Below are 21,621 nucleotides of genomic sequence, written 5' to 3' on the forward strand. Positions count from 1 at the left end.
GGATCACTCCCGGTCGCAACGCGTTCTCGCAACCCATGTTACATTCACGAGCCCTTCGCCGCCGATGGCCGACGACGATTTGAAGACCGCCGGCCAGATCAGCGTCGGCAGTTGGGATTGGGACGTGGTCGCCGACCGCGTCACCGCCGACCCTGAGTTCGCACGCCTCTACGGTGTCGATCCCGATGAGGCGAAGGCCGGCGCGCGACTGGAACGGTTCTTCACCGCGATGCACCCCGACGATCGGCCGCGGGTGCAGGCGGAGATCACCGCGGCACTCGCCAGCGGTGATCCGTTCGAGAGCGACTACCGCCTGCAACAGCCCGACGGCCGCGCGCGCTGGGTCGCCGCACGCGGCCGCGTCACCTATGATGACGACGGGCGACCGCTGCGCTTTCCCGGCATCAGCTTCGACATCGACGCGCGCAAGTCCGCCGAGCTGCGTCTCAAGGCGCTCGTCAAGCTCAACGACCGCCTGCGCGATCCCGGCGACCCCGCCGACCTCGCTTATGCCGCCGCCGAGATCCTCGGCCGCCTGTTCGACGTCAGCCGCTGCGGCTATGGCACGATCGACCGCGCCGCGGAGACGATCGTCACCGAACGCGCGTGGTGCGCCCACGGCATCGCGCCGCTGCCCGGCATCCTGCATTTCCGCGATTATGGCTCGTATATCGAGGATCTCAAGCGCGGCGAGACGGTGGCGATCGACGACGTCTACGAAGATCCGCGCACCGCCGCCACCGCCGAGGGGCTGAAGAGCCTCGCCGCGCTGTCGTTCATCAACATGCCGGTGACCGAACAGGGCGGCTTCGTCGCGCTGCTCTACCTCAACAACGCACAGCCGCGCCGCTGGCTGCCCGAGGAGGTCGCCTTCGTCCGCGACGTCGCCGAACGGACGCGCGACGCGGTCGAGCGCCGCCGCGTCGAGCACGAACTCGCCGCGCTCACCGCCTCGCTCGAACAGCAGGTCGAGGCGCGTACCCGCGAGCTGATGACCGCCGAGGCGCATCTGCGCCAGGCGCAGAAAATGGAGGCGGTCGGCCAGCTCACCGGCGGGTTGGCGCACGATTTCAACAATATGCTTACCGGCATCTCGGGCGCGATCGAGATGATGCAGGTCCGCATCCGTCAGGGCCGCGTCGACGAGATCGACCGCTACGCCAATGCCGCGCAGGGCGCGGCGCGGCGGGCGGCGGCGCTGACCCACCGGCTGCTCGCCTTTTCGCGGCGTCAGACGCTCGACCCCAAGCCGACCGACGTCAACCGGTTGATCGACGGGCTGCGCGACCTGATCCAGCGTACCGTCGGCCCGGGCGTGACGATCGAGGTGGTCGGTGCCGGCGGATTGTGGCCGGCGATGGTCGATCCCAACCAGCTCGAAAATGCGCTGCTCAACCTGTGCATCAACGCGCGCGACGCGATGCCCGACGGCGGCCGCATCACGATCGAGACCGCCAACCGCTGGCTCGACGAGCGCGCCGCCAAAGAGCGCGATCTGGAACCCGGCCAATATCTCTCCTTGTGCGTCACCGACACCGGCACCGGCATGACGCCCGAGGTCCAGTCGCGCGCCTTCGACCCCTTCTACACCACCAAGCCGATGGGCGAAGGCACCGGCCTCGGCCTGTCGATGATCTACGGGTTCGCGCGCCAGTCCGGCGGGCAGGTGCGCATCTATTCGGAACTCGACCAGGGCACGACGATGTGCATCTATCTGCCGCGCCATTATGGCGATGCCGAGCAGGATGACGATCCCGCCCCCGCGACGATCCCGGTTCCCGGCGAAGGCCGCCACACCGTTCTGGTCGTCGACGACGAACCGACGATCCGCATGCTGATCGTCGAGATCCTCGAAGAAATGGGCCATAACGTGCTGGAGGCGGGCGACGGCGCCGCCGCGCTGCGGCTGCTGGGTACCGGTGCGCAGGTCGACCTGCTCGTCACCGACGTCGGTCTGCCCGGGCAGATGAACGGCCGTCAGGTCGCCGACGCCGCGCTGGTCCAGTTGCCGGCGCTGAAGGTGCTGTTCATCACCGGCTATGCCGAGAATGCGGTGATCGGCAACGGCCCGCTCGCCCCGAACATGGCACTGGTCACCAAGCCCTTCACGATGGACGCGATCGCCGACCGCATCCGCGCGATGCTGGAGGGTTAGGGCGCGGCATCCAGCGCATGCGGCGTCAGGATGCGGTCGATCAGCCCCCAGTCGAGCGCCTCCTCGGCCGTCAGGAACCGGTCGCGGTCCATCGCGCGCTCGAACGCCTCGTAACTGCCGCCGCAATGCTCGGCGTAGAGACGGGTCATGCGCTGCTTGACGCGCTGGGTTTCCTCGGCATGGATCAGCACGTCCGATGCTTGTCCCTGATAGCCGCCCAAGGGCTGGTGGATCAGGATGCTCGCATTGGGCAGCGCCGCGCGCTCGCCCGGTTCGCCGGCCATCAGCAGGAACGAGCCCATCGACCGCGCCGTCCCCATGCACAAGGTATGCACCGGCGCACGGATGTGGCGCATAGTATCGTAGATGGCGAGGCCGCTGGTCACCATGCCGCCGGGCGAGTTGATGTAGAGACTGATCGGCTTGCGCGGGTTCTCCGCCTCGAGAAACAATAGTTGCGCGCACAGCAGCGCCGCGACGCCGTCGTTGACCTCGCCGTTGAGGAAGACGATCCGCTCGCGCAGCAGCCGCGAATAGATGTCGAACGCCCGCTCGCCGCGGCTCGACTGTTCGATGACCATGGGGACAAGCTGTTGCATCACAGGCTCCGGATCGCCGCGTCAGGCGGCGCGCATGAGGATCTGGCCGTTGTCGTTGGCGACGTGCACCAGCTCGTGGAGGATAGACAGGCGCGTACCGCCGTCGGCGTTGGGCGCGATGCGGAAGGTGACATGGCTGTCCCGGCACGGCGGTGCGGCGTCGCGCAGCCGGTAGCGGACCGCTTCCCCCGGCATCACCGCCACCCCCTCGGGATCGACCAGCGCCGCCGCTGGCAGCCATTGCTCGCGGAACGCCGGGATGCTGATCGCCCGCCAGACCTTGGCCGGCGGCGCGTCGAGGTCGTATTCGAGAATGAGGGCGTCCGCATCGCTCATTGGTCCATGTCCTTCAGCAGCGTCTTGAGGGCGTCGATGCGGTCGGGCCAATAGGCGCGGTACCGGGCGAGCCAGTCGCCGACCACGGCGAGGCCGTCGGGATCGACCTCGTAACGGACGAAGCGGCCCTGCCGCTGCTCGCGCACCAGCCTGGCCTGCCGGAGGACGGAGAGGTGCTGCGACATCGCGGGCTGGCTGATCGTCATGCCCGATCGCAGCGCGCTGGCGTTCATCCCGCCCGACGCTAACTTCGCAAAGATCGCGCTGCGGGTGGGGTCGGCGAGGGCCTTGAAGATCCGGGTCTCGGTCATGTCGTCACATAAGCGGACACTTATGTGATTCGCAAGTGCCTAGCTGGCGAGGATCCGCTCCGCCTCGGCGAGGTGGAGGCGTTCGACCATTGCGCCGTCGAGCCGGATCGCGCCACGGCCCGCTGCGTCGGGCGCGGCGAAGGCGGTGACGACGGCCCGCGCCCAGGCCAGTTGCTCGGCGCTGGGGCCGAAGGCGGCGTTGGCGGCGTCGATCTGGGCGGGGTGGATCAGCGTCTTGCCGTCGAAGCCTAGCATCGCGCCCTGCGCGCATTCGACGGCGAGCCGGTCGGGGTCGCCGATCGCGTTGCAGACGCCGTCGAGCGCGACCAGCCCCGCCGCGCGCGCCGCGATCACCAGCTGCGTCAGCGCCGGCAGCAGCGGCGTGCGGTCGGCGTCGGGGCGACAGCGCATCTCCTTGGCGAGATCGTTGGTGCCGGCGATCAGCAGCGCGGTGCCCGTCGTCGCTGCTGCCGCCGCGATCTCGGGCAGGCGCAGGATCGCGCCGCACGTCTCGATCATCGCCCAGATCGGCGGCCCGTCGGCGCCGAGCGCGGCCCGCACCGCGACCAGGTCGGCGGCGCTCGCCACCTTGGGCACGACCACCGCCGCAACGCCGCGCACCGCGGCGGCATCGTCCTGCCCCCAAGGCGTGTCGAACGCGTTGATCCGCACGGCGCACGGCCGCGCCCCGAACCCTGCCGCCGCGGCGACCGCCGCCGCCCGCGCGTCCGCCTTCGCCTCGGGTGCCACCGCATCCTCGAGGTCGAGGATCACCGCGTCGCAGGCGAGCCCCTGCGCCTTGGCGATCGCGCGGGGATTGGAGGCCGGCATGAACAGCACGCTGCGACGGCGGCTGGCGGGATGGTGGTCGCTCATGGCGCCCACCCTAACCCGGCGATCAGGCGCTCACCAGCCGCGCGAGGTCGATCAGCGCGCGCGGCATCGCCGCTCCCGTGGGCGTGGCGACGTAGCGCGACACCCAGACGGGGCCGAACTTGGCCTTGAACGCGCGCAGCCCGGCGAAGCCGTAGAGCCGCTCGCCATTGGCGAACAATGCATGGCCGAGCCGCGCCCATACCGGCGCCAGCCGCCCGCTCGGCATGCCCGACAGCGGCGCCATGCCGAGGTTGAAGCGGTCATATCCCTCGCCCCGCGCCCATTCGATCAGCCGCACCAGCATCATCTCCATCGTGCCATAAGGCGCGTCGGGATGGTGGCGCATCAGGTCGACCGACGCTTCGTCGCCGTCGCCCGAGACCCAGATGTTGGCGAAGGCGACGATCCGCCCCTCGACCCGCACCAGCGCGATCGGAAAGCGCGTCAGATAGGCGGCATCGAACGCCCCGAGGCTGAACCGTTTCTCGCGCCCCGCCTTGGCGGCGAGCCAAGCCGCGGAGACTTCGCCCAACTCGGCCATCAGCCCCGGCACCGCGCTCGCCGGTTCGACTGAGAACACCCCGCCCGCCGCCTCGGTCCGCCGCACCGCGTGGCGCAACGGCTTGCCGCGCGGACCGGCGGTGGTGAAGTCGGCGAGCACGACATGCGCCTCCTCGCCATATTTGATCGCCTGCAACCCCAGTTCGACGAACAGCGGCAGCATCCGCTCGCTCGCCTGATAGAAGCACAATCGCCCGGCGCGCGCGTCGCAGGCGCGGCGGATGCTCCAGACCAGTTCGCTCCACGCCGCCGCCGGGCCGACCGGGTCGCCCATCACCACCCAGCTGCGCCCCTGCACGCGGTACATCAGGAAGGCGTCGCCGGCGGCGGAGACGATGAAGCTCTTGTCGCCGGTGAAGGCGAGCGCGGCGTCGGTGCGCGGGCAATGCGCCAGCGCCGCCGCCAGCACCGGCTCGGGCGGCAGGGCGTCGGGCATCGTCCGCGTCCGGCTGGCGGTGAGCAATTGCCACGCCGATACCGCGGTGAGCAGCACGCCCGCGGCGAAACTGGCGCGCAGGAAGCGCGGCGCATTGGCGTCGAGCGCGAACCGCCACCACAATTCGTCGCTGTACGGCGTGCGCTTGTAGGCGAAGAAGCCCGCCCAGATGCTGAGCCCCAGCGCCGCGGCGGCGGCGACCAGCCAAGGCCAGCGCGGCCGGTCGGTGAGGATGCCGCCCTCGCGATAGAAGCTCGCCTTGCAATATTGCAGCACCCCGGCGACGACCAGCTGGAGCGATGCCTCCTCGTAATCGAGGCCCTTGAGCAGCGAGAAGATCGCGCCACCGACGAGCAGGATGCGCGCCGCCGCCCAGCCCGAACGCAGCCGCGCGGTGAGCGCCGGCGCGACGAGCAGCATCGCGGTGCCGATCAGGCTGCCCGCCATGTGCGACCCCTCGATGAACGGCAGCGGCACCAGATCGGTCAGCTCGGTCAGCCGCCCCTTCACCCCCGGCAGCGCACCCGAGACGAGCAGCACGAAGCCGGCGACGAAGACCAGCACGGTGACCGCGCTCGGCGCCAGCAACTGCCCGGCGCGATCGACATAGGAGAGGCCTCGGCGGATCGGATGGCGCAGCCGCCAGCCCTCGCTGGCGGCGATGCCGATCGCGGCGACGAGCAGCGGCAGCAGATAATAGATCAGCCGGTAGAGCAGCAGCGCGGCGAACAACGTCGGGCGGTCGCCGGGCACTGTCGCCAGCACCACCGTCTCGAACACCCCCAGGCCGCCGGGGACGTGGAGCAGCAGCGCGACGACCACGGCGACCGCATAAGCGACGACGAAGCCGGGAAAGGCGCCGGGCGCGGTGCCCGGCACCAGCACGAAGAGCGCGGCCGAGGCCATGGTGAGATCGGCGAGCGACAGGCCGGCGAGCGCGCCCATCTGGCGCAGGCTGGGCAGCGCGATGCCGAACCGCGCCGGGCCGAGCGTCGTCGCGCCGCGCAGCCGCAGCACCGGCAGCACCGCGAGCAAGGCGAGCAACAGGACGCCCAGTCCCTGCGCAGCGACCGGCGACAGCGTCACCGGGCCGAGGACGATGCCGTCGCCGATGATCAGCCCGATCCCCGCCGCCCCGGCGACGCCCGCCCAGAAGGCGATCGCGCAGATGCCGGCGACCTGCGCGATCTCGCCGAACGCGAGTCCGGCGGCGCCATAGAGGCGTAGCCGCGCCGAGCCGCCGGTGATTAGCGACAGGCCGAGATTGTGGCTGAGCGTATAGGAGGTGAACGATCCCGCCGCGGCGACCCGCCACGGCAGCGGGCGGCCGATCGCGCGCAGCGCCACCCAGTCGAGACCGGTGAGCAGCAGATAGCTGGCGGTGGTGAGCGCGAGGCTGGCGGCGATCCGCACGTCGGGGATCGCAGCCAGCGCCTTGCGCACGTCGCTGAGATGCACCTCGCGCAGTACCAGCCGCAAGGCGGCGAAGCCGATGCCCGCGACGAGCAGCACCGCGGCGACCGTCAGGCTGCGGCGGTGATGCTGCGCGAGCGCCATCACCGCATCCAGACGGCCGGTCGTCACGCCACCCGATGCCAGGTCTGCGACTTGCACAGGAAGGTGCCGACGACGCAGCCGGTGATGGTCAGCGTGGCGGGCGAGCTCTGATGGATGCGCGAGGAGAAGGTGCGGCCCATGTCGGGCACGAACACCTTGCCCTCCCAGGCGCCCGATTTGTTGCGGCGATAGCCGCGCAGCAATTGCGTGCCGACGAGGTCGGGCAGGCCGGCGCCGCGCGCCTCGGCGCGCGCCTGCGGGCTGGCCCAGACGATCTGGCCGCACAGCGCGCCGTCGGCGCAGCGCCCGGTCTGCACCGCCAGCGTGCCGCGTGGATTGGCCCAGCGGCCGATCACCGCCGGCGCCCCCGGGCGCAAATTCGCCTGCGCCGCCGACGCCCCCGCCGCGACCGCCAGCATCCCCGCCAGGACCGTCGTGATTCGTGCCATCGTCATGATCGTATCCCCCACCATCATACGATCATAGACGGCACGCACGCCTCGGAACCGCAGCACCATCGCGAATCAACGCGCGAATGCGTCGGGCGCGGCGTGGCGGATCGCCGCGAGGATGTGCGCGAACAGGCCGGCGCGGTCGTCGTTGAGGAAATGGCCGCCGGGCATCGCCACCACCGTCGCCTGCCCAGCCCGCCCCGCCCGGCGCCCTGCCAAAAGGTCCGGGCAGGCGCTGTCGACCTCCGCCGCGCCGTAGATGCAGGTGAGATGCGTCCAGCCGAGCCGGGCGAGCGTCGTGCGGCTCTCGCTGTCGGGCGTGCCGCGATAGACGAGGCCGGACGGGTCGGCGCGGAAGAACACGGTCTCGCCGGGCACCACCAGCACCACGCCGGCGACGTGGCTGCGCAGCGCCACCGGCAGATCGGCGAGCCCGGTCTGCAAGACGTCGGCGCCATAGGATTGGCCGATCAGCATCAGTCGCGCCGCGCCTGTCCGCGCCAGCGCGGCGCGTACGCCGTCGGCGACGATCCGGTCGACCTCCGCCCGCGTCCGGCGCAGGCCGAACAGGGCCGGCGAACTCAGGGCGACGACCGGGAACCCCTGCCCGGCCAAAGCGCGTACGGTATGCGGATTGGGGCCGTAGCGCAGCCCCATGTCGCCCGACACGTAGAGCACGCCGATCGGCCGCGCGATCCCCTGTGGGCCGAACAGATGCGCGGCATCGCGGTCGAAGAAGCCGGCGCTGGCGGCGATCCCGGCGAGGAGCGCGAGCACGCCGCCGGCGATACCGGCGATCCAGGCGAGCCGCCACCGCAGCGATCGGGAGCGTTGCGATGCCATCCCGCCGTCCTGCACGCGTTCCGCTGTCCCGGCGATGGCGCGATCATGAACTTTTCGTCACCCGACGCGGCAAGAGACTGATAGGCTGATGAAAATCTGGATATCGAGGGTGCTGCCATGTCGCCGATCCTGCTGCCTATGTTGCTCGCCGCGCAGGCGGCCATCGCCCCGCCGGCGACGCTCGGCGCGACCGACCAGCGCGTCGACCGGCCGATCGCCGCCCCCGCGCGCGCACCCGACGTCGCCGACGAATTCGACGGTCCGCGCATCGATCTGACCCTGTGGCGGTTCGACATGGCCCAGAACAAGACGGGCTGGTTCAACCACGAGAAGCAATATTACGGCCCCGCCAACGCCCGCATCCGCGACGGCGCGCTGGTGATCGAGGCGCGCGCCGAGCGGGCGACCGCACCCGACAGCGGCGGCCAGGCCTATACCTCGGCCAAGCTCGTCAGCCGCCGCGCCTTCGGCTACGGATTCTACGAAATCCGCGCGCGCCTGCCGTGCGGCCGGGGGACGTGGCCGGCGATCTGGCTGCTGCCGTCGTCGGGGCGGTGGCCGGCGGCGGGCGAGATCGACGTGATGGAGATGGTCGGCTGGGACCCGAACGTCGTCCATGCGACGGTGCACAGCGCGGCGTACAATCACGTCAAGGGCACGCAGCGCGGCGCGCAGGTGACCGTGCCGACCGCCTGCACCGCTTATCATCGCTACCAGCTCGACTGGCGGCGCGATGCGATCCTGATCGGCGTCGACGGCCGCGCCTATATGCGCGTCGCCAACGATCGCCCCGGCGGTGCGGCGGCATGGCCGTTCACCCGGCCGTATCAGCTGATCCTCAACCTTGCGATCGGCGGCGACTGGGGCGGCGTGAAGGGCGTGGACGATGCCGCGCTGCCGCAGCGGATGGCGGTGGACTATGTGCGTTTCTGGGCGCGGCGATAGCGGCTAGAACGACGGTGATGGAGGCAGTTACCCGATGAAACAGACATGGATCGCGGCGGCATCGTGGTGCGCGCCGCTGCTGCTCGCCGGCTGCGGCAGCGCCGATGGCCGGACCGAACGCGCCGCGGGCGACGGCGCGACCACGACGACCGCCCCTGCGTCGCGACCGGCCGCCGCCGCGCCGGTCGCCGCGACGACGCCGCGCCGTACCCGCCCGCTGTCCTGCGCCGCCGAGATCGGCGCCGCCGCGGCTGCCCGCCGCGTCGCGATCTGCCGCAACGTCTCGCCGGCGACGCATCCGCCGTGCAACGCCGTCAACAGCTGCGCGCTGATCGACGACGAGATCGCGCGCAGTTGCGCGCTGTTCGACGGCAAGGGCGCGCCGATGCCGGGCTGTACGCCGCCGCCCAAGAGCGCCGCCGCCGCCGCGGCGGTGGTGCAGCGTTATTACGCCGCGCTCAACGCGGGCGACTATGGCACCGCCTGGCAGCAATGGGGCGACGACGGCCGCCCCGGCCAGACCTACGCCGCCTTCGCGGGCGGCTTCGCGCATACCCGCACGACGCGGGTGACGATCGGCACGCTGCCGCCGGGCGACGCCGGGGCGGGATCGCTCTACCAGCCGGTACCGGTCACCGTCGACGCGACGCTCGACGATGGCCGTCACCAGCGCTTCCGCGGCCGCTATGTCGTGCGCCGCGTCAACGACGTCGACGGCGCCAGCCCCGGCCAGTTGCGCTGGCACATCGATTCGGCGCAGCTCAAGCCGGGCTGAGCCGCGCCGGGCGTCATCACGCTGTCATCATCGCCGCGCAACGCGGGACGATAGCGCGGCGATGCGGGACCTTATCCATGGTTGAGACGAGCAAGACCGCGCCGGTGCTGAGCCGGCGCGCGCTGATCGGCGGCTCCGCCGCGCTGCTGACGGTGGCGGCGCGCGGGGCGGAGCGGCTGCCCGCCGGAGTGTTCGCGCTCGGCGTCGCCTCGGGCGATCCCTTGCCCGATTCGGTGATCCTGTGGACGCGGCTGGCGCCGCAACCGCTCGATGCGGCGGGCGGCATGCCGCCGCTCGCCGTGCCGGTGCGTTGGCAGGTCGCGACCGACGAAGGCTTCACGCGGATCGTCCGCACGGGCGAGGCGCGCGCCGAGCCGCGCTGGGGGCATAGCGTCCACGTCGACGTGCGCGGGCTGCGCCCGGCCAGCCGCTATTTCTACCGCTTCCTCGCCGGCGGCGAGACGAGCCCGGTCGGGCGGACGCGCACCGCACCGGCGGCGGGGGCGCCGGTCGAGCGGCTCCGGCTCGCCTACGGATCGTGCCAGAAATACGAGTCTGGCTTCTACGCCGCCTATCGCCATCTGGTCGCCGACGACCCGGATTTCGTGCTGTTCCTCGGCGACTACATCTACGAGGGCGCGCCGACCGCCAAGGATGCGGTGCGCCTGCACCAGAATCCGGAGCCCAGGGATCTCGCCGGCTATCGCGTCCGCTACGCCACCTACAAGAGCGATCCGCTGCTGCAGGCGGCGCATCACGCCGCGCCGTGGGTGCTGACCTGGGACGATCACGAGGTCGCCAACGATTACGCCAATGCGCTCGACCAGAACAACAGCGACCCCGCCGCCTTCCTCCTGCGCCGCGCCGCCGCCTATCAGGCGTGGTACGAGCATCAGCCGGTCCGCGCCGCGCCGCCGCTGGGGTCGGCGATGCGCATCTACCACACGCTCGACTGGGGCCGGCTGGCGCAATTCCAGATCGTCGACGATCGCCAGTATCGCGGCGCCCGCGCCTGCCAGCCGCCGGGGCTGGTCGCGGCGCACGCCCGCTACCGCACGCTGATCGAGCCCTGCCCCGATCTCTATGCCACCGACCGCACGATGCTCGGCGACGCGCAGGAAGCCTGGCTGATGCAGGCGCTAGGCGACAGCCGCGCGCAATGGAATCTGCTCGCGCAGCAGACGTTGATGCACCAGCAGGGCCGCATCGACGCCGACCATCCCGAGCGCGGCGTGCAATATTCGGCGGACAATTGGTCGGGCTATCCCGCCGCGCGCGATCGCATCTACCGCCGCTGGGTCGAGGCGCGCACGTCGAACCCGGTGGCGCTCGGCGGCGACATCCACGCCTTCGCCGCCGCCGACGTCCACGATCCCGCGCAGCCCGATGCGGCGCCGATCGCGGCGGAGTTCGTCGGCGGATCGATCACCTCGCTGTTCCACGACGCCAGCTTCAAGCAGCAGGCGGCGGCGAACGGTCTCGTCTTCGCCGAAAACGAGGTGCGCGGCTATGGCCTCGTGGACCTGACCGCGAAGGAGGGGCGCGTCACCTTCCGCGGGCTGGACGACGCGCGCGATTCGCAATCGGGTATCCGCGACCTCGTCCGCTTCGCGCTCGAACCCGGGCGCCCCGGCATCCGCGATCAACGCAGTTGATGTCCGGATTGTAACAGCGACGTAACGGATCATGGCTAGCCCAGCCGGATAAGATCACGGGGGTTCAGCAATGACGATCGAACGCAAGGCGACGCTTCGTCGCCGGATGACGCTTGCCTGGCTGGCGAGCTCGGCGCTGTTGGCCGCCGTGCCGGCGCTCGCGCAGACCGCGACGGCCGACAATCCCGGGACCCCCGACGCCGCCGCGGTGGAGGAGGGCGAGGATCGCGAGATCACCGTCGTCGCACGCAAGACCAGCGAGAATGCGCAGCGCGTGCCGATCCCGATCACCGTCATCGGCGCCGCCACGCTGACGCGGCAGAACCTCACCAATTTCACCAGCTTCCAGTTCAAGCTGCCCGCCTTCTCGGTCTATCTGACCAATCCGAAGCAGCTCAACCTCGGCATCCGCGGCATCGGCAACAACGGCTTCAACACCGACGGCATCGACGGGTCGGTCGGCGTGTTCGTCGATGGTGTCTACACCGGCCGCCAAGGCATGGTGTCGAACGATTTCAACGACCTCGCCGACGTCGAGGTGCTGCGCGGGCCGCAGGGAACGTTGTTCGGCAAGAACACCACCGCCGGCGCGGTGCTGATCAACACGCTGAAACCCAGCTTCACGTCCGGCGGCACCGCCGAGGCGAGCACCGGCAATTTCGGCTTCACCGAGGTGAAGGGCAGCGTCACCGGCCCGTTGATCGCCGACAAGCTCGCGATCCGCCTGTCGAGCTTCTACAGCAACCGCGACGGCACTTATAAGAACCTCTTCAACAACCAATATCAGAACGCGCGCCAGGGTATCGGCGTGCGCGGCCAGTTGCTCGCGACGCCGACCGACGATCTCGCGATCCGGCTGATCGGCACGCATGCGCGCCAGTTCTTCCCGACGATCTCGCCGGTGATCCTGTCGGTCTACAATCCGGCGGCGTTGCAGGCGCGGATGGCGGCAGCGGGCTATCCGCTGCTGACCAGCAACGCGCGCGACCGCTACGTCAATATCGACGGCCGGCTCGATGCCCGCACCAGCCTCGACAGCGCGAGCGGCCAGATCGACTGGTCGCCCGCCGATCTCGGCACCTTCACGTCGATCACCGGCTGGCAACGGTGGAGCTGCTTCACCAACAACGACAATGATTACACGCAGCTCGACGCGATCAGCGACTATGGCTCGTGCAACGTCGAGAAGCAGGTGTCGCAGGAGCTGCGCTGGGCGACGCCGCGCGACCGGCCGATCGAGGCGACCTTCGGCGGCTTCCTCAGCCGCCAGCGGCTGCAGGTCGATTCGCGGGTCCGCTTCGGCCGCCAGTACAATATCTGGGCGGCCAATCCCTCGGCCAGCGCCTTCCCCACGGTCGTCGGGCGCAACTGGGCACAGGGCGCCTATGCCGCGCGCGTCGCCGGCTTCGGCATCCGCAGCCAGGCGATCTTCCACACCGATACCGACGCGCTGTTCGGCAACGTCACCTGGCATCCCGAGGCATCGCGCCGGCTGGCGATCGATGCCGGCCTGCGCCAGACGTGGGAACGACGCAGCCAGTTGTACGACGGTGTCGTCGCGTCCAATCCCGGCGCGCTGAACGCCGCGCAGATCGCCGTCCTGTCCGCCGCGGGTGCCAATGCGCAGCTCGGCCATGTCGACACCAGCCTGAAGGACAGCGCGCTATCGGGCGAGATCGGCGCCAATTACCGCGTGACGCCCGACGTGTTCGTCTACGGCAAATATGCGCGCGGCAACAAATCGGCCGGCTTCAACCTGTTGCCGTTCAACGCCGGTCCCGACCTGCCGCCCGGTACAGGCCAGACGGTGAAGGGCGAGACCGCCGACAATTTCGAGGCGGGGATCAAGTCGACCTTCCTCGACCACCGCATCCTGTTCAACCTCACCGCCTTCCATACCAAGGTGAGCAACTATCAGGCGAACCAGTCGGTCGGCATCGGCAATACCGCGCTCAAATTCCTCGCCAACGTCGGCTCGCTGACCTCGCGCGGCATCGAGCTGGAGAATGAGACGTGGCTGGTGCCGGGCCTGCATACCAAGGGGTTCATCGCCTATGACAAGGCGACCTATTCCTCCTTCGCCAATTCGGTTTGCCCGGGGCAGGTGACCGACCGGGTGACCTGCGACCTGACCGGGCGGCAGGTGGCATGGGCGCCGGCATGGACCAGCGATCTCACCGTCGACTATACGCAGCGGCTCGACGCCACGACCAAGGCCTATGGGCTGATCGACGTCAACTGGCGCTCGAAGCAGAATACGACGATCACGCTCGATCCCTCGGCGGAGATCCCGGCCTATGCGCTGGCCAGCGCGCGCGTCGGCGTGCTGCTCGACAACGAGCGGCTCGAGATGCAGCTCTGGGTCGAGAATCTGTTCGACAAGGCCTATTTCATCAACCTGCTCGGCTATACGAAGTCGACCGGCATTATTCAGGGCTATCCCGGCAATCAGCGCACCTATGGCGGCACGGTGCGAGTGCGCTTCTGAAGGGGCGCACCGGGCGACCGCATAAGGTCGCGGCAGGGAGGGAGGCTCGCACGGCTTCCCCATCAGACCCGGCACCCCTTATTCGTTAGAGACCCCTGCGAAAGTCGCCCAGTGCTCCTGCGAAAGCAGGAGCCCAGGAGTACCGAACGCCATACGGCGTTGTCTTGCTTGGCTCTGGGCTCCTGCGTTCGCAGGAGCATTGCGTTGATTTGAGCGATGGGACTTTCGCAGAGGTTTCGACTCACTCCGGGGTGCACCGGGCTGCGAAGGTACGGCGTCCTCGCACGCCGCACCCCCCGCCGCGTCAGTCGTTGCCCGTCGCGGTCGCCGTGCGCGCCTTGTCCGGGGTCGTCCCCTCGCCGGTGAAGGGCGCGAGGCGGAAGGCGACGCGGGTCGGCGCCACCGGCACGCGATAGTGCGGCAGCGGCTTGCCGAACTCGCTCCATTGCGTGTCGCCGCCGACCCCCCATTGCGCCGCATCGACCAGCAAGGTCACCTGGCCGTGCGGCACGACGTCGGTCGACTTCCACGTGCCCGGTTCATGCCGGTCGAGATCGGCATAAGGAAAGGCGAGCGCGTTCATCATCAGCGGCGTCGCGCCCTGCACGCGCAGCCCGCGCCCCGCCCCCGACAGCTCCATCCAGCGCACGTCGACCTTGTTGCCGGTTTCCTGCGGGCGGATGTAATCGTGGTCCTGCGCGGCGATCGCGCCACGCCACAGGCCGATCGGCGCCGAGGTCTTGCGGTCTACATAGCTTTCATGCGGCCCGCGGCCATACCATTCGACCGTCGTGATATCGGTCGGCAGCGCGAAGGCGAGGCCGACGCGGAACGGAGAGGGCAATTTGGTCTTCAGCGGGGTCAGCGCGCCCTGCACCTCGACCGTACCGTCACCCGCCATCGTATAGACGGTGGTGAAGGTCGCATCGCCATCGCCGAGCGCATAGTCGACGGTGACGCTCGCGCCCGCGTCGGTCTTCGCCTGACGCACCGCGGTGACGCGGCGCGTGTCGCTCATCGTCTTCCAGACCTTGAGCTGTTCGGCGGTGCCGATGCCGAGATCGTTGTCGGTGACCGCGCGCCAGAAGTGCGGTGCGCCTCCGGACGCCAGCTCGCGCCCGTCCGCGGCGTAGCGGCGCACCAGACCGGTCGCACGATCGATCTCCAGGCTCGCCCCGCCCGCCGCCAGCGTGATCGCGCCGCCCGACTGGCGCAGGTCGACCTTGCCCGCAGCCGGCGGCGTGCCGAGCGACGCGGCGCCACCGAGCGCGAATTGCTCGAAGCTGAGCGTCGTGCCGCCCGCCACCGCGGGGATCGCATTGGCCTTGGCGCGGACCCGGACGGTCACGAAATATTCGGCATCCGGCTTGCGCGTCCAGCTCGCCACCGGCAGCGTCAGCGAACCGGCGGCACGCGGCCCGACGCTCTGCGGCGGCAGCGCACCCTGCGCGACGACGACGCCGTTCTCGGCCAGCTCCCAGTCGAAATCGAAGCCAGACAGATCGCGGAAGTCGTGGCGGTTGCGCACGGTGACACGCCCGCTCGCCGGGTCGAAGCCGTCGAACTGCACCGGCGCATAGACCTTGCGCAGTTCGAACAATTGCGGGTTCGGCGTGCGGTCCGACTGCAACAGGCCGTCGCCGAACTCGATATCGCCACCCGGATTGGGGCCATATTCGCCGCCGTCACCCCAATAGCGCCGCCCGTCCTTGGTGTAGCGGTACATCGACTGGTCGACCCAGTCCCAGGCGAAGCCACCCTGCAACTTGTCGGGATGGGCGTAGATCGTGTCCCAATATTCCTTCAGGTTACCGCCCGAATTGCCCATCATATGCGCATATTCGCACTGGATCATCGGCTGTTTGAAATTCCAGTTGGCGGCGTAATCGGCCATCCGCACCGCCGGATCGTACATCGGCGCATAGATGTCGGCGAAATCGTTGGGGCGGTGATCGTGGATGCCGCCGAACGTCCCCCAGCCGAGATAGGAGATGAGCCGGCCCGGATCGCGCGCCCGCGCCGCCTCGGCGGCGGCACGGAAATTGGGGCCGATCCCCGCCTCGTTGCCGAGCGACCAGAAGATCACGGAGGCATGGTTCTTGTCGCGCTCGACCATATTGGCGACGCGACTGACATGCGCGTCCTTCCACGCCGGATCGAAGCCGATCTGATATTTCGACCGCTCGTCGGGAACGCGATTGGCGTAATCCATATAGGCGTGGCTCTCGATATTCGCCTCGTCCATGACGTACAGGCCGTAGCGGTCGGCGAGATCGTAGAGATACGGGTCGTTGGGATAATGCGAGGTGCGGATCGCATTGACGTTGTTCCGCTTCATCAGCTGGATATCGCGCTCCATCGAGGCGCGGCTGACGACGTGGAAGGTCTCGGGATCGTGTTCGTGGCGGTTGACGCCGCGGATCGTGATCGGCTTGCCGTTGACGGTGACCTGCCCGTTCAGCATCGCGACGGTGCGGAAGCCGATCGCACGGGCGGTCGATTGCAGCACCGTGCCGCGCGCATCGACCAGTTCGGTGACGAGCGTGTAGAGATCGGGCGTCTCCGCGGTCCATGGCTTCACCGCCGGCACGTCCGCGGTCAGCGTCAGCTTGCGCTCCGCCGCGGCGGCCGCGACGGGCTGCGTCCGGGTGAGCACCTGCCGCGCGCCGTCTAGCAGCACCAGCCGCACGCTCGCCGCGCTGCCCGGCGTCACCGCGACGTCGACCGCGAGCCGGCCGTCACGATAGGCCGCGTCGAGCCCGGCATGGACGAAGACGTCGCGCGCGCGCACCTTGGGCGCCGCCATCAGATAGACCGAGCGCTCGATCCCCGACACGCGCCAGAAATCCTGATCCTCCAGATAGCTGCCGTCCGACCAGCGGAAGATCTGGATCGCGACGGTGTTCCTGCCCGGCTTGACCCATCTGGTCACGTCGAACTCGCTCGGCAGCTTGCTGTCCTCGGAATAGCCGACCTTCTCGCCGTTGACCCAGACGTAATAGGCCGAGCCTGCCGCACCGATATGGAGGATGACGTCCTGCCCGGTCCAGTTCGCCGGGACGGTGACGTCGCGGCGATAGGAGCCGACCGGATTGGTCGCATGCGGGATCAGCGGCCGGTTGGCCGGGAACGGATAGGTGATGTTGTTGTAGCGCGGCTGGTCGAAGCCCTGCGTCTGCCAGTCGGCGGGCACCTTGATCTGCTTCCACGTCGACACGTCATAGTCGGGCCGCTCGAACCCGGCCGGCAGCCGGTCGGCATCGGGGGAGAAAGCGAAGCTCCAGGTGCCGTCGAGCGAGACATGGCGCGCGGACGCCGCCTCGTCGCCGGCGAGCGCCTTCGCCCGGCTCTCGAACGGGAAGCCGGTGGCGCTGGCGGGCAGCTTGCCGCGGGCGAACACCGCGGGATTCTCCCAATCGGGGCGGGACGGGTCGACCTGTACCGGCTGCACCTGCGGCGCGCCGTCCTGTGCCAGCGCGGCGCTCGCCACGACACTGCCGATGATTCCCGCCCACAACCATGCGTGTCGCATGTTTCCGCTCCCTGTATTTGTCTTCTTGTTGTCAGACATATCGGCTTATTCGGGCGGCGCAAGGCCAACGTATACGGTGGCGCGCCGTCCTGCCGGGCGCTTCGGGTGCAGCCGCGTTGACGCGCAAAATCGCCATCTCTAGTCTGACAAATCATAGACCGGACAAGGACGGCGGCAGCGATGCGCTCGGGAGGAACGATGACGGGATCGGCAGAAGCAGACACGCCGCAGCATGGCTGCGCATCCATGAGCGTCACCCGCCGTACCTTGCTCGGCGGCGCGAGCGCGCTGGTCTTCGCCGGACCGGCGTTCGCCGCGACGTTGCCCGCCGACAAGGCGACCAGGGTCGAACCGGTGCCGATGCGCCACGTCCGGCTCAGGCCGTCGCATTTCGCCGACGCTTTCGCCGCCAACCGCCGCTATCTGCTGTCGCTCGATCCCGAGCGGCTGCTGCACAATTTCTATGTGTCGGCGAAGCTGCCCGCGCCCAAGCCGGTCTATGCCGGCTGGGAGGCGCAGGGAATCGCCGGCCATTCGCTCGGCCACTGGCTGTCGGCCTGTGCGCTGGTCGTCGCCAATACCGGCGATCGCGAAGTCGCCGCGACGCTCGACCATGCGCTCGCCGAGATGGCACGCATCCAGGCGGCGCATGGCGACGGCTATTGCGGCGGCACCACGGTGGAGCGCGACGGCAAGACGATCGACGGCAAGGTCGTGTTCGAGGAGGTGCGCCGCGGCGACATCCGCACCGGCGGCTTTGACCTCAACGGCGGCTGGGTGCCGCTCTACACCTGGCACAAGGTCCATGCCGGGCTGCTCGACGCGCATACGCTCGCCGGCAACCCGCGCGCGCTGCCAATCGCGGTCGCGCTCGCCGGCTATCTGGCGGGCGTGCTCGAACCGTTGAGCGAGGCGCAGATGCAGCAAGTGCTGCGCGCCGAACATGGCGGGCTGAACGAGACCTATGCCGAAACCTATGCGCTGACCGGCGATCCGCGCTGGCTGCGCATGGCGCAGAAGATCCGCCACAAGGCGGTGCTCGACCCGCTTACCGCCGGCCGCGACCAGCTCGCCGGACTGCACGCCAATACGCAGATCCCCAAGCTGATCGGCCTCGCCCGCCTGTACGAGCTGACCGGCGATCCCGCGCATGCCAGCGCCGCGCGCTTCTTCCACGACCGCGTCACCCATCACCACAGCTATGTCATCGGCGGCAATTCGGAGCGCGAGCATTTCGGCCAGCCCGATCAATTGTCGAAGCGGATCACCGAGGCGACGTGCGAGGCGTGCAACAGCTACAATATGCTGAAACTCACCCGGCACCTCTATGCCTGGGAGCCGAAGGCGCAGTGGTTCGACTATTACGAACGCGTTCAGCTCAACCATATCCTCGCGCACCAGCGGCCCGATACCGGCCAGTTCGTCTATTTCATGCCGCTGTCGGCGGGCGCGCGGCGCAGCTATTCGACCGCGGAGGAGAGCTTCTGGTGCTGCGTCGGCTCGGGGATGGAGAGCCACGCAAAACACGCGGACTCGATCTACTGGCATGACGCGGGCAAGGCGAGGACGCTCTACGTCAATCTCTACATCCCGAGCAGCCTCGACTGGCAGGGGCTCGCGCTCGATCTCGACACGCGCATGCCGAGCGAGGGCGAGGCGACGCTCACCGTCCGCCGCGCCGGCCGCCCCGCGCAGCCGATCGCGCTGCGCATCCCCGGCTGGGCGCAGGGTGCGACCGTCGAACTCAACGGCAAGCCGGCGCCGGCGACGATGCGCGACGGCTATGCCGTCATCGACCGGCGCTGGCAGGCGGGCGACCGGATCCGCGTGACGCTGCCGATGCACTTGCAGGCCGAGCCAACGCCGGACGATCCGACGATGATCGCCTTCACGCATGGCCCGCTGGTGCTCGCCGCCGACATGGGCGCCGCGGCGGAGGCGTTCGACGGGCTGGGCCCGGCGCTCACCGTCGACGGCTCGGCGACCACCGCACTGCGCACCGCGGGTGGCGCCCACCGCTTCACCGCGCGCTCGGCGCTGGGCGAACCGCTCCAGCTCAGCCCCTTCTACGCGCAATATGAGCGACGCACCGCGGTCTATTTCCCGACCTTCACCGCCGCGGCCTGGGCGGCGGCCAAGCCCGATTATCTGCGCGCGCAGCAGGAACGGCAGGCGCTCGCGCGGCGCACCGCCGACGTCGCCTATCTCGGCGAGATGCAGCCCGAGCGCGACCACGCCTTCACCGCCAGCAAGCCCGAGACGGTGCAGCTCCACGGCCGGTCCGCACGCAAGCTGCGCGCCGGCGAGACGATCGCGCTGACGCTGCAGCGCCGCCCGGGGCCGGCGGTGCTGCGCGTCGTCTATTGGGGCGGCGACGTCGGCAATCGCGAACTGGCGATCAGCGTCGACGGCACGCCGCTCGCCACCGATGCACGCGAGGCGAAGCCGCAGGAGGGCTTCGTCGCGATCGACTATCCGCTGCGCAGCGCCGGCGAACAGGGCAAGGCGGCGGCGAAGGTCGTCTTCACCGGCAAGCGCGGCGAGGTCGACATCTACGAGGTGCGGATGCTGTCGGCACCGACCGCGGCGCCGGGGTCGGTGGCGTGAAGCGGATCGGCGCGCTGCTCGCCGCGCTGCTGCTCGGCACCGCGGCGGCACCGGCGCCGTCGGTGACGCGGCCGGTGACCGTCATGCTGCGCCCCGCCGTCGACCGGCCGTCGACGGTGTTCGAGGGCTGGGGGACCGCGCTCGCCTGGTTCGCCAACGTCACCGGCGGCTGGCCGGAGGCGGAGCGGACGCGGCTCGCCGATTTATTCTATACCGGGCGGGGGCTCGGCTGGACGATCGCGCGCTACAATATCGGCGGCGGCGATGCCGCGGACACCAAGCCCTATCTGCGCACCGGCGCGGCGGTGCCGGGCTTCTGGCGGCTGCCGCCCGGCACGCAGGCGCAGGACTGGCGCGCCGACGATCCGCGGATGTGGGACTGGTCGCAGGATGCCAACCAGCGCTGGTGGCTCGACGCGATCCACGCGCGCGTGCCGGGCGCGATCTTCGAGGCCTTCTCCAACTCGCCGCCGTGGTTCATGACCGTCTCGGGCAAGGTCTCGGGCGCGGAGAAGCGGACCGACGACAATCTGCGCCCCGGTCAGGAAGGCGCGTTTGCCGCCTATCTCGCGCGCAGCGTCGAGGAATTGCAGCGGCGGCATCATATCACCTTCCGCACGCTGTCGCCGGTGAACGAGCCCAACACCGATTATTGGCATGCCGCCAACACGCAGGAGGGCGCCCACTGGAGCCCGGCGCGGCAGGCGGCGATGATCGACGCCAGCGACGCGGCACTCAGGGCGCGCGGGCTGGCGACGGTCGTCTCGGCGCCGGACGAGACCAACTCCCGGCTGTTCCTCGCCGATGTCGCGGCCTATCCACCGGCGACGCTGGCGCGGGTCGGCCAGCTCAACGTCCACAGCTACGGCACCTTGTACCAGACGGGTGCGCGCGATGCCGCCCGCGCGGCGGGCATCCGGCTGTGGATGAGCGAGAACGATACGCCGCTCGACGGCGATCGGGAGAATTTCGACGGCATGCCTTCGGCGCTCGCCTTCGCCGATCACGTCGTCGCCGATCTCAAGAGGCTCGAGCCGGCGGCCTGGGTATTCTGGCAGGCGGTGGAGAACCTCTCGGGCGGCAACGGCAAGCCGACCTCGAACTGGGGGCTGATCAAGGCCGATCTGGCGGCGCCGGCGGCGGGGCCGCATGCGATCCACGTCACGCGCAAATATTGGGCGATGGCGCAGTTCAGCCGCTATATCCGCCCCGGCTATCGACTGGTGCCGGTCGACGATCTCGACACCGCGGGGGCGTTGTCGCCGGATGGCGCGACGCTGGTGCTAGTCCACGTCAACGGCGGGGTGGCGCCGCGGACGCTGGTGGTGCCACAGGGCTGGCGCGCGCAGGCGGTGCTGACCGATGCAACGCACGATGCGCGCTGCGTCGCGGGGGTGACCGCGCCGGCGCAGTCGGTGGTGACTTTGGTGCTGACGCGCGGGCGGGGGAAGCCAGTGGCGTGTCAAGCCGGGTGATAGTGGTGGCCCGGACGG

At 69.7% G+C, this 21,621-nt stretch carries 15 protein-coding genes; 7 read left to right on the forward strand and 8 right to left on the reverse strand.

All coding sequences use genetic code 11. From position 1 onward, the window contains the following. Positions 1–64: 64 nt before the first annotated feature. Positions 65–2,155, forward strand: coding sequence for a PAS domain-containing protein (locus tag FFS23_RS08345; protein ID WP_137898237.1), 2,091 nt, complete (start codon positions 65–67; stop codon positions 2,153–2,155). On the opposite strand, the gene FFS23_RS08350 is transcribed toward FFS23_RS08345, so the two are convergent. From FFS23_RS08350 to FFS23_RS08380, 7 genes are all read right to left on the reverse strand, one after another. Then, on the reverse strand, positions 2,152–2,754 hold the full coding sequence (locus FFS23_RS08350) for an ATP-dependent Clp protease proteolytic subunit (RefSeq protein ID WP_137898238.1): 603 nt from the start codon (positions 2,752–2,754) through the stop codon (positions 2,152–2,154). The two genes, FFS23_RS08345 and FFS23_RS08350, sit on opposite strands and share 4 nt — an antisense overlap. A gap of 21 nt (positions 2,755–2,775) precedes the next feature. After that, complete coding sequence (locus FFS23_RS08355; RefSeq protein WP_137898239.1) at positions 2,776–3,090, reverse strand: SRPBCC family protein; 315 nt, start codon at positions 3,088–3,090, stop codon at positions 2,776–2,778. Continuing rightward, positions 3,087–3,401, reverse strand: coding sequence for an ArsR/SmtB family transcription factor (locus FFS23_RS08360; RefSeq protein ID WP_137898240.1), 315 nt, complete (start codon positions 3,399–3,401; stop codon positions 3,087–3,089). Before FFS23_RS08360 ends, FFS23_RS08355 begins: the two co-directional genes overlap by 4 nt. A gap of 39 nt (positions 3,402–3,440) precedes the next feature. Next, positions 3,441–4,277 (reverse strand): HpcH/HpaI aldolase/citrate lyase family protein, encoded by an 837-nt coding sequence (locus tag FFS23_RS08365; RefSeq protein ID WP_137898241.1) that lies wholly within the window; start codon positions 4,275–4,277, stop codon positions 3,441–3,443. 22 nt (positions 4,278–4,299) lie between these two features. Next, a complete protein-coding gene (gene mprF / locus FFS23_RS08370; protein WP_249340591.1) occupies positions 4,300–6,858 on the reverse strand; it encodes a bifunctional lysylphosphatidylglycerol flippase/synthetase MprF in 2,559 nt (852 codons plus the stop codon). Beyond that, the gene (locus tag FFS23_RS08375) at positions 6,855–7,286 is read right to left on the reverse strand and encodes a DUF2147 domain-containing protein (protein ID WP_137898242.1); all 432 of its coding nucleotides are present in this window, start codon (positions 7,284–7,286) and stop codon (positions 6,855–6,857) included. Before FFS23_RS08375 ends, mprF begins: the two co-directional genes overlap by 4 nt. A gap of 69 nt (positions 7,287–7,355) precedes the next feature. Next, positions 7,356–8,126: an AcvB/VirJ family lysyl-phosphatidylglycerol hydrolase gene (locus tag FFS23_RS08380; RefSeq protein WP_137898243.1), complete on the reverse strand. Its 771-nt coding sequence runs from the start codon at positions 8,124–8,126 to the stop codon at positions 7,356–7,358. 117 nt (positions 8,127–8,243) lie between these two features. Here FFS23_RS08380 and FFS23_RS08385 point away from each other — a divergent pair, with 117 nt between their 5' ends. From FFS23_RS08385 to FFS23_RS08400, 4 genes are all read left to right on the forward strand, one after another. After that, on the forward strand, positions 8,244–9,071 hold the full coding sequence (locus FFS23_RS08385) for a glycoside hydrolase family 16 protein (RefSeq protein ID WP_171009426.1): 828 nt from the start codon (positions 8,244–8,246) through the stop codon (positions 9,069–9,071). 34 nt (positions 9,072–9,105) lie between these two features. Next, positions 9,106–9,846, forward strand: coding sequence for a hypothetical protein (locus FFS23_RS08390; RefSeq protein WP_137898244.1), 741 nt, complete (start codon positions 9,106–9,108; stop codon positions 9,844–9,846). Positions 9,847–9,923: 77 nt separating this feature from the next. Then, on the forward strand, positions 9,924–11,501 hold the full coding sequence (locus tag FFS23_RS08395) for an alkaline phosphatase D family protein (protein WP_137898245.1): 1,578 nt from the start codon (positions 9,924–9,926) through the stop codon (positions 11,499–11,501). Between the two features lie 70 nt (positions 11,502–11,571). Further along, the gene (locus FFS23_RS08400; protein ID WP_137898246.1) at positions 11,572–13,989 is read left to right on the forward strand and encodes a TonB-dependent receptor; all 2,418 of its coding nucleotides are present in this window, start codon (positions 11,572–11,574) and stop codon (positions 13,987–13,989) included. Positions 13,990–14,293: 304 nt separating this feature from the next. Here the strand turns inward: FFS23_RS08400 and FFS23_RS08405 are convergent, their stop codons facing one another. Further along, positions 14,294–17,521, reverse strand: coding sequence for a glycoside hydrolase family 2 TIM barrel-domain containing protein (locus FFS23_RS08405; protein ID WP_137898247.1), 3,228 nt, complete (start codon positions 17,519–17,521; stop codon positions 14,294–14,296). 198 nt (positions 17,522–17,719) lie between these two features. Here FFS23_RS08405 and FFS23_RS08410 point away from each other — a divergent pair, with 198 nt between their 5' ends. Both FFS23_RS08410 and FFS23_RS08415 read left to right on the forward strand, forming a co-directional pair. Then, positions 17,720–20,128, forward strand: coding sequence for a glycoside hydrolase family 127 protein (locus FFS23_RS08410; RefSeq protein WP_212742930.1), 2,409 nt, complete (start codon positions 17,720–17,722; stop codon positions 20,126–20,128). Next, a complete protein-coding gene (locus FFS23_RS08415; RefSeq protein ID WP_249340592.1) occupies positions 20,125–21,603 on the forward strand; it encodes a glycoside hydrolase family 30 protein in 1,479 nt (492 codons plus the stop codon). Before FFS23_RS08410 ends, FFS23_RS08415 begins: the two co-directional genes overlap by 4 nt. Positions 21,604–21,621 lie beyond the last annotated feature (18 nt).

The sequence above is a fragment of the Sphingomonas sp. 2SG genome, from assembly GCF_005503285.1.
Taxonomy (GTDB): Bacteria; Pseudomonadota; Alphaproteobacteria; order Sphingomonadales; family Sphingomonadaceae; genus Sphingomonas; species Sphingomonas taxi.